The organism is Bacillus niameyensis (assembly GCF_001375535.1).
Taxonomy (GTDB): domain Bacteria; phylum Bacillota; class Bacilli; order Bacillales; family Bacillaceae_C; genus Lederbergia; species Lederbergia niameyensis.
In genome coordinates this window covers 3,679,645-3,688,267 of the sequence record NZ_LN831197.1, presented here as the reverse complement: position 1 = coordinate 3,688,267, position 8,623 = coordinate 3,679,645, and the positions used below count along the sequence as shown (strand labels likewise).

Below are 8,623 nucleotides of genomic sequence, written 5' to 3'. Positions count from 1 at the left end.
TATTAAGACAGGCTCTCTATAAATACATATAATTCAGAATGTACTATTTTTTCGGTAAAAATGCAAGGGTAAAAGTTTAAATCTTTTAATAATTAAATTTTTGGTAGGTGTTTTTTTACAATTATCCCGAAATTACGAGTTAGTTCGGATTTTTACGTATAGAGTATGCTTTTGGAGGCGTTCTCAAGGAAGGGGGTACCCTTTGATCAGGTGAGCCTTTTGGTCCGACTGTTGCGGATTCATTCTCGATTTAGCATCGATCAAGGCGAATGGTGAGCGGTTTTAGGGGAGAGCACTGAAAAAGTCCATGTCCCAATGCCGTTGATTCCTTTTTTCCACGAACAAGGGCATGATAAAGTGTCTCATGCCTTGTATGTTCCGTTTTTTTCCTAATTGTGATATGATTCAATGACAATCGTCACCATTTCACAGAAGTTCAACTCATTACGGGCACGATTCCGCGGCATTCGTTACCGCTTCACAGAAGTTCAACTCATTATGGGCACGATTCTGCGGCATTCGTTACCGTTTCACAGAAGTTCAACTCATTACGGGCACGATTCAGTGTCAATCGTTACCGTTTCACAGAAGTTCAACTCATTGCGGGCACGATTCAGTGTCAATCGTTACCGTTTCACAGAAGTTCAACTCATTATGGGCACGATTCAGTGTCAATCGTTACCGTTTCACAGAAGTTCAACTCATTATGGGCACGATTCTGCGGCATTCGTTACCGTTTCACAGAAGTTCAACTCATTATGGGCACGATTCTGCGGCATTCGTTACCGTTTCACAGAAGTTCAACTCATTACGGGCACGATTCAGTGTCAATCGTTACCGTTTCACAGAAGTTCAACTCATTACGGGCACGATTCAGTGTCAATCGTTACCGTTTCACAGAAGTTCAACTCATTATGGGCACGATTCAGTGTCAATCGTTACCGTTTCACAGAAGTTCAACTCATTATGGGCACGATTCTGCGGCATTCGTTACCGTTTCACAGAAGTTCAACTCATTATGGGCACGATTCTGCGGCATTCGTTACCGTTTCACAGAAGTTCAACTCATTACGGGCACGATTCAGTGTCAATCGTTACCGTTTCACAGAAGTTCAACTCATTACGGGCACGATTCAGTGTCAATCGTTACCGTTTCACAGAAGTTCAACTCATTATGGGCACGATTCAGTGTCAATCGTTACCGTTTCACAGAAGTTCAACTCATTATGGGCACGATTCTGCGGCATTCGTTACCGTTTCACAGAAGTTCAACTCATTATGGGCACGATTCTGCGGCATTCGTTACCGTTTCACAGAAGTTCAACTCATTACGGGCACGATTCAGTGTCAATCGTTACCGTTTCACAGAAGTTCAACTCATTACGGGCACGATTCAGTGTCAATCGTTACCGTTTCACAGAAGTTCAACTCATTATGGGCACGATTCAGTGTCAATCGTTACCGTTTCACAGAAGTTCAACTCATTATGGGCACGATTCTGCGGCATTCGTTACCGTTTCACAGAAGTTCAACTCATTATGGGCACGATTCTGCGGCATTCGTTACCGTTTCACAGAAGTTCAACTCATTACGGGCACGATTCAGTGTCAATCGTTACCGTTTCACAGAAGTTCAACTCATTACGGGCACGATTCAGTGTCAATCGTTACCGTTTCACAGAAGTTCAACTCATTATGGGCACGATTCAGTGTCAATCGTTACCGTTTCACAGAAGTTCAACTCATTATGGGCACGATTCTGCGGCATTCGTTACCGTTTCACAGAAGTTCAACTCATTATGGGCACGATTCTGCGGCATTCGTTACCGTTTCACAGAAGTTCAACTCATTACGGGCACGATTCAGTGTCAATCGTTACCGTTTCACAGAAGTTCAACTCATTACGGGCACGATTCAGTGTCAATCGTTACCGTTTCACAGAAGTTCAACTCATTATGGGCACGATTCAGTGTCAATCGTTACCGTTTCACAGAAGTTCAACTCATTATGGGCACGATTCTGCGGCATTCGTTACCGTTTCACAGAAGTTCAACTCATTATGGGCACGATTCTGCGGCATTCGTTACCGTTTCACAGAAGTTCAACTCATTACGGGCACGATTCAGTGTCAATCGTTACCGTTTCACAGAAGTTCAACTCATTACGGGCACGATTCAGTGTCAATCGTTACCGTTTCACAGAAGTTCAACTCATTATGGGCACGATTCAGTGTCAATCGTTACCGTTTCACAGAAGTTCAACTCATTATGGGCACGATTCTGCGGCATTCGTTACCGTTTCACAGAAGTTCAACTCATTATGGGCACGATTCTGCGGCATTCGTTACCGTTTCACAGAAGTTCAACTCATTACGGGCACGATTCAGTGTCAATCGTTACCGTTTCACAGAAGTTCAACTCATTACGGGCACGATTCAGTGTCAATCGTTACCGTTTCACAGAAGTTCAACTCATTATGGGCACGATTCAGTGTCAATCGTTACCGTTTCACAGAAGTTCAACTCATTATGGGCACGATTCTGCGGCATTCGTTACCGTTTCACAGAAGTTCAACTCATTATGGGCACGATTCTGCGGCATTCGTTACCGTTTCACAGAAGTTCAACTCATTACGGGCACGATTCAGTGTCAATCGTTACCGTTTCACAGAAGTTCAACTCATTACGGGCACGATTCAGTGTCAATCGTTACCGTTTCACAGAAGTTCAACTCATTATGGGCACGATTCAGTGTCAATCGTTACCGTTTCACAGAAGTTCAACTCATTATGGGCACGATTCTGCGGCATTCGTTACCGTTTCACAGAAGTTCAACTCATTATGGGCACGATTCTGCGGCATTCGTTACCGTTTCACAGAAGTTCAACTCATTACGGGCACGATTCAGTGTCAATCGTTACCGTTTCACAGAAGTTCAACTCATTACGGGCACGATTCAGTGTCAATCGTTACCGTTTCACAGAAGTTCAACTCATTATGGGCACGATTCAGTGTCAATCGTTACCGTTTCACAGAAGTTCAACTCATTATGGGCACGATTCTGCGGCATTCGTTACCGTTTCACAGAAGTTCAACTCATTATGGGCACGATTCTGCGGCATTCGTTACCGTTTCACAGAAGTTCAACTCATTACGGGCACGATTCAGTGTCAATCGTTACCGTTTCACAGAAGTTCAACTCATTACGGGCACGATTCAGTGTCAATCGTTACCGTTTCACAGAAGTTCAACTCATTATGGGCACGATTCAGTGTCAATCGTTACCGTTTCACAGAAGTTCAACTCATTATGGGCACGATTCTGCGGCATTCGTTACCGTTTCACAGAAGTTCAACTCATTATGGGCACGATTCTGCGGCATTCGTTACCGTTTCACAGAAGTTCAACTCATTACGGGCACGATTCAGTGTCAATCGTTACCGTTTCACAGAAGTTCAACTCATTACGGGCACGATTCAGTGTCAATCGTTACCGTTTCACAGAAGTTCAACTCATTATGGGCACGATTCAGTGTCAATCGTTACCGTTTCACAGAAGTTCAACTCATTATGGGCACGATTCTGCGGCATTCGTTACCGTTTCACAGAAGTTCAACTCATTATGGGCACGATTCTGCGGCATTCGTTACCGTTTCACAGAAGTTCAACTCATTACGGGCACGATTCAGTGTCAATCGTTACCGTTTCACAGAAGTTCAACTCATTACGGGCACGATTCAGTGTCAATCGTTACCGTTTCACAGAAGTTCAACTCATTATGGGCACGATTCAGTGTCAATCGTTACCGTTTCACAGAAGTTCAACTCATTATGGGCACGATTCTGCGGCATTCGTTACCGTTTCACAGAAGTTCAACTCATTATGGGCACGATTCTGCGGCATTCGTTACCGTTTCACAGAAGTTCAACTCATTACGGGCACGATTCAGTGTCAATCGTTACCGTTTCACAGAAGTTCAACTCATTACGGGCACGATTCAGTGTCAATCGTTACCGTTTCACAGAAGTTCAACTCATTATGGGCACGATTCAGTGTCAATCGTTACCGTTTCACAGAAGTTCAACTCATTATGGGCACGATTCTGCGGCATTCGTTACCGTTTCACAGAAGTTCAACTCATTATGGGCACGATTCTGCGGCATTCGTTACCGTTTCACAGAAGTTCAACTCATTACGGGCACGATTCAGTGTCAATCGTTACCGTTTCACAGAAGTTCAACTCATTACGGGCACGATTCAGTGTCAATCGTTACCGTTTCACAGAAGTTCAACTCATTATGGGCACGATTCAGTGTCAATCGTTACCGTTTCACAGAAGTTCAACTCATTATGGGCACGATTCTGCGGCATTCGTTACCGTTTCACAGAAGTTCAACTCATTATGGGCACGATTCTGCGGCATTCGTTACCGTTTCACAGAAGTTCAACTCATTACGGGCACGATTCAGTGTCAATCGTTACCGTTTCACAGAAGTTCAACTCATTACGGGCACGATTCAGTGTCAATCGTTACCGTTTCACAGAAGTTCAACTCATTATGGGCACGATTCAGTGTCAATCGTTACCGTTTCACAGAAGTTCAACTCATTATGGGCACGATTCTGCGGCATTCGTTACCGTTTCACAGAAGTTCAACTCATTATGGGCACGATTCTGCGGCATTCGTTACCGTTTCACAGAAGTTCAACTCATTACGGGCACGATTCAGTGTCAATCGTTACCGTTTCACAGAAGTTCAACTCATTACGGGCACGATTCAGTGTCAATCGTTACCGTTTCACAGAAGTTCAACTCATTATGGGCACGATTCAGTGTCAATCGTTACCGTTTCACAGAAGTTCAACTCATTATGGGCACGATTCTGCGGCATTCGTTACCGTTTCACAGAAGTTCAACTCATTATGGGCACGATTCTGCGGCATTCGTTACCGTTTCACAGAAGTTCAACTCATTACGGGCACGATTCAGTGTCAATCGTTACCGTTTCACAGAAGTTCAACTCATTACGGGCACGATTCAGTGTCAATCGTTACCGTTTCACAGAAGTTCAACTCATTATGGGCACGATTCAGTGTCAATCGTTACCGTTTCACAGAAGTTCAACTCATTATGGGCACGATTCTGCGGCATTCGTTACCGTTTCACAGAAGTTCAACTCATTATGGGCACGATTCTGCGGCATTCGTTACCGTTTCACAGAAGTTCAACTCATTACGGGCACGATTCAGTGTCAATCGTTACCGTTTCACAGAAGTTCAACTCATTACGGGCACGATTCAGTGTCAATCGTTACCGTTTCACAGAAGTTCAACTCATTATGGGCACGATTCAGTGTCAATCGTTACCGTTTCACAGAAGTTCAACTCATTATGGGCACGATTCTGCGGCATTCGTTACCGTTTCACAGAAGTTCAACTCATTATGGGCACGATTCTGCGGCATTCGTTACCGTTTCACAGAAGTTCAACTCATTACGGGCACGATTCAGTGTCAATCGTTACCGTTTCACAGAAGTTCAACTCATTACGGGCACGATTCAGTGTCAATCGTTACCGTTTCACAGAAGTTCAACTCATTATGGGCACGATTCAGTGTCAATCGTTACCGTTTCACAGAAGTTCAACTCATTATGGGCACGATTCTGCGGCATTCGTTACCGTTTCACAGAAGTTCAACTCATTATGGGCACGATTCTGCGGCATTCGTTACCGTTTCACAGAAGTTCAACTCATTACGGGCACGATTCAGTGTCAATCGTTACCGTTTCACAGAAGTTCAACTCATTACGGGCACGATTCAGTGTCAATCGTTACCGTTTCACAGAAGTTCAACTCATTATGGGCACGATTCAGTGTCAATCGTTACCGTTTCACAGAAGTTCAACTCATTATGGGCACGATTCTGCGGCATTCGTTACCGTTTCACAGAAGTTCAACTCATTATGGGCACGATTCTGCGGCATTCGTTACCGTTTCACAGAAGTTCAACTCATTACGGGCACGATTCAGTGTCAATCGTTACCGTTTCACAGAAGTTCAACTCATTACGGGCACGATTCAGTGTCAATCGTTACCGTTTCACAGAAGTTCAACTCATTATGGGCACGATTCAGTGTCAATCGTTACCGTTTCACAGAAGTTCAACTCATTATGGGCACGATTCTGCGGCATTCGTTACCGTTTCACAGAAGTTCAACTCATTATGGGCACGATTCTGCGGCATTCGTTACCGTTTCACAGAAGTTCAACTCATTACGGGCACGATTCAGTGTCAATCGTTACCGTTTCACAGAAGTTCAACTCATTACGGGCACGATTCAGTGTCAATCGTTACCGTTTCACAGAAGTTCAACTCATTATGGGCACGATTCAGTGTCAATCGTTACCGTTTCACAGAAGTTCAACTCATTATGGGCACGATTCTGCGGCATTCGTTACCGTTTCACAGAAGTTCAACTCATTATGGGCACGATTCTGCGGCATTCGTTACCGTTTCACAGAAGTTCAACTCATTACGGGCACGATTCAGTGTCAATCGTTACCGTTTCACAGAAGTTCAACTCATTANTATTAAGACAGGCTCTCTATAAATACATATAATTCAGAATGTACTATTTTTTCGGTAAAAATGCAAGGGTAAAAGTTTAAATCTTTTAATAATTAAATTTTTGGTAGGTGTTTTTTTACAATTATCCCGAAATTACGAGTTAGTTCGGATTTTTACGTATAGAGTATGCTTTTGGAGGCGTTCTCAAGGAAGGGGGTACCCTTTGATCAGGTGAGCCTTTTGGTCCGACTGTTGCGGATTCATTCTCGATTTAGCATCGATCAAGGCGAATGGTGAGCGGTTTTAGGGGAGAGCACTGAAAAAGTCCATGTCCCAATGCCGTTGATTCCTTTTTTCCACGAACAAGGGCATGATAAAGTGTCTCATGCCTTGTATGTTCCGTTTTTTTCCTAATTGTGATATGATTCAATGACAATCGTCACCATTTCACAGAAGTTCAACTCATTACGGGCACGATTCCGCGGCATTCGTTACCGCTTCACAGAAGTTCAACTCATTATGGGCACGATTCTGCGGCATTCGTTACCGTTTCACAGAAGTTCAACTCATTACGGGCACGATTCAGTGTCAATCGTTACCGTTTCACAGAAGTTCAACTCATTACGGGCACGATTCAGTGTCAATCGTTACCGTTTCACAGAAGTTCAACTCATTACGGTCACGATTCATGATAAAACCTCTCATGTCCCATATGTGCCGTTTTATTCCCTGAATGGGACATGACAAAGCATCTCAAAGTCCGTGAGGAGCCTTTCTTCCCTCGGACGGGACTATATAATCCACATATTAATTTTCTCGGGAGATTCAGGAGTCTCAACCATATTCGCTGTAAACCTCAAGTGAATAATGTAGCTCATGAACGAGGAACAGTAAGAAATAGACAATGAAAGGACTTTCTGTTCGACTTTGAACAGGAAATCCCTTCTTTTTATTTAATAAACGATTAGGCTACAAAAATCTTTTTCAGTGCCCTCTTTAGGGGTGGGAGCACTTTTCGGGCATCGTTCATGGCGAACGGTGACCGTTTCAAGATTCGGGCATCACCCGAGGTATACCTTATGAAATAGAGTTGAACAATGTCCGAACGATGTTTTAACAATTAATCGCTTACAAATTGATGATCATCCCGTCATAGGCAACTTTGATTCCATAGGGAGTGAATGCCTCTTCAAATTCTTCATGTAAGAAACCTGAGTTATGGGAAAAGTGAGTGACGATGATTTGCCCGCCTTCATTGAGAATACTTTCTTCTTGAAAAACCCGTTGAACTTCTAGTATCGTTTCAATGCACATATGATTACGGCTTCGTTTGGTGCCATTATACGCACCTGTACAATCTAGAATGGCTAGATCAATTTTTTTCCCTTTAAGAAATTCCCAAGTATCTTCTGGAAACCACCCTGTGTCATTTCCATAGAGTATGTTCTTCCCATCCTTTTCAATATAAAAAAGAAGGCATGTCTCCAGCTGATCATGGTCCGCTAAAAGAGGTGTCACTTTAGCTGTTTGCGTTTCAATTTGTTTAAAAGGTAAGACTCGATGATATACGAATCTTTTTCCTACTTGCGAATGAGGCAGTTCTCTCATAATCCCTTGCATGGCCAAATCATTTCCATAAATATGTAACGGGTGATTGATACCATGCGCAAAGCCTTCAATCCGATTATATAAATCACCAGGATTATAATGATCATAATGCGTATGCGTAATCAGCAAATCTTGTACCTCGCCAAGATCTATCCCGTCCCTAGTTGCATGGAAAAACGTATCTGGTGGAAAGTCTACTTTTAAAACTTCATCAATCATCACTGACGTTCGCGAACGAATGTTACGCCCACCCAATTCCCTTGCCTTTACACATGCTTGGCATTTGCAAAATGGATTAGGAAATCCCTCTGCAGCGGCAGTCCCGAGAAAATGCACTTTCATTTGTACAACACCCCTTTTTAAAGTTTAAAATAAATTACTCAAAATTATTCTAGCAGACTATGAACCTCTCACGACTAAAGTCATGAGTTTCAGGGTTGGTGCTCATGCAC

At 43.3% G+C, this 8,623-nt stretch carries 2 protein-coding genes; one reads left to right on the top strand and one right to left on the bottom strand.

Annotated elements, in window-relative coordinates; all coding sequences use genetic code 11:
• The first annotated feature begins 6,992 nt into the window (after positions 1-6,992).
• Positions 6,993-7,307, top strand: a complete 315-nt coding sequence (locus BN1243_RS22740; protein WP_230200239.1) for a hypothetical protein — start codon at positions 6,993-6,995, stop codon at positions 7,305-7,307.
• A gap of 384 nt (positions 7,308-7,691) precedes the next feature.
• On the opposite strand, the gene BN1243_RS17065 is transcribed toward BN1243_RS22740, so the two are convergent.
• Positions 7,692-8,513 (bottom strand): MBL fold metallo-hydrolase, encoded by an 822-nt coding sequence (locus BN1243_RS17065; RefSeq protein WP_062108832.1) that lies wholly within the window; start codon positions 8,511-8,513, stop codon positions 7,692-7,694.
• Positions 8,514-8,623: the final 110 nt, after the last annotated feature.